Annotated in this window: 2 protein-coding genes; both read left to right on the top strand. The window is 45.8% G+C overall.

Features of this window, described 5'->3' with window-relative positions; genetic code table 11:
- Positions 1-432: 432 nt before the first annotated feature.
- Positions 433-666 carry a hypothetical protein gene (locus tag ACFTOW_RS13425; RefSeq protein WP_379916546.1) on the top strand — a complete coding sequence of 78 codons (234 nt, stop codon included), beginning with the start codon at positions 433-435 and terminating at the stop codon, positions 664-666.
- 11 nt (positions 667-677) lie between these two features.
- Positions 678-1,499 carry a helix-turn-helix domain-containing protein gene (locus ACFTOW_RS13420; RefSeq protein ID WP_379916544.1) on the top strand — a complete coding sequence of 274 codons (822 nt, stop codon included), beginning with the start codon at positions 678-680 and terminating at the stop codon, positions 1,497-1,499.
- The last annotated feature ends 93 nt before the right edge of the window (positions 1,500-1,592 follow it).

The following is a 1,592-nucleotide window of genomic DNA, read 5'->3' as shown; positions in this document are numbered from 1 at the left end:
CTCACGTCGTGACAACAACATCTGGTGCGACCCTGAACAGGCCAGTGCGCCTTAACCCACACAAATCGCGAAGGGACCAAAAACTCTCAACATCCTGATTCTGCTTGCGAAAAGAACGTTTCTTGTCGCCTTCTATTGCAAGATTTTGTATGATTTCATTCGAAACCTTGCGAATTCGGGGTGAGCGATCATACTACCGCTTGGGGTGAAACGCGATGTCACACGGGGGCAATCGAAGTTTTGGATTGAAGCGCGACCGCCTTTCGAGTATCGATAACCCACAGTTGTTGTGGGCAACAGCTCAGACTAAATTTCAAGCATAACACTCACAGCGCGCAGGATGTTGCGGTGGACAGACGAAGCAAGCACCTCTGCATCGGGGGGCGTCGGATAAATCTCGCCAATTGCGAACAGGGCAAGAGCAAGCAGGGCATGGGACTTTTCCTGAGGACTCTCGGCATTGCGCAGGGCAAAAAACCCGCGCGCGCCAGATATAGTGGTGCCTATGATTACCCCTCGGCAGTGCAGGTGTTACACGCAAACGCAAACAGCGAAGTTGATAAGCCAGGCCGCCAGTATACGCAGACATTCCATCTGCATGCCTTCGGCATAGCCAGCGGAACAGAGGCGCAGAATTCAACTATTGCACTTGGTTTTGGAAACTGAAAATCATCACCATGACCAACAAAAGCAGCATCGACACAGAACGTGAAATAGCTGATTTTTTCGCGCAGCAACTCAAAAAGTTGATGTCGGATCATAATATAAACTTGTCCGCTCTGTCAGAAAACTCTGGCGTGAGCAAAGCAACTATTTCAAACATTCTCTCTGCACAACTTGGGCTACCTAGCTTAAGAAGCATTTACAGACTAGCCGTATTTTTCAAAACAGACATTGATTACTTTTTATTAAAAACCAATGGAATTAATCTTATGCGAAACATTACGATGGATTTTTATCCAGACGCTTTTCTAAGCGAAAACAAAATGTATGAAGAGGTTGCCGCCTCCAATCCTGAGAGTTTCAGAGTTTACATCTGCGATACGATTCCAGAATTCCTTAAAACTGAAGCGATACTTCGAGCAGAAATTGGAGATCGGAAAGAAATCCAAGAATATGCTGCGCGCATGGAAGGTTTGAAAAACTTCTTGCTGTCCAGTGCCTTGTCGGGATTATACCTTTGTGACCGATATGTGTTGGATAGCTTGAAAAAGCGGCAGGGGTGTTATGCCGCATTAAGCACGGAAGAAATTAAAGATCAGGTTGAGAAAATTATGAAGTTCAACTCTGCATTTTTCCCACAATCCCAGGGATACGCAGTGGATTATCGCAAAACCGGATTAACCTCGTCTTATTTGTATGGTCGAGACCGGATCGTTATGTTCTCTTTTGAGGGTTACTTTAGTTTTTCCAGCCAACCAATTACACAAACTGTCAAGGAACGAGTAAGAAATGCCATCTCGCAAGGAGAGGGCATTCAAGCCTATATTGAAAGGTAAAGGCGCTTTTCAAGCGCCTCGCCCCCCAAAGCATATTAAAACTTGTCTATTTCGCGGTTTGTGTGGGTGGTTTGGTTTCCGGTCATTTGCTTG

The sequence above is a fragment of the Lacimonas salitolerans genome (assembly GCF_042677865.1).
Lineage (GTDB): Bacteria > Pseudomonadota > Alphaproteobacteria > Rhodobacterales > Rhodobacteraceae > Lutimaribacter > Lutimaribacter salitolerans.
This window is presented reverse-complemented; position numbering and strand designations above follow the sequence as displayed.

What these genes read in the sequence shown, in the direction of transcription:
- ACFTOW_RS13425 (WP_379916546.1), top strand. Translation starts at nt 433, where the DNA reads ATGGGACTTTTCCTGAGGACTCTCGGCATTGCGCAGGGCAAAAAACCC.
- ACFTOW_RS13420 (WP_379916544.1), top strand. Translation starts at nt 678, where the DNA reads ATGACCAACAAAAGCAGCATCGACACAGAACGTGAAATAGCTGATTTT.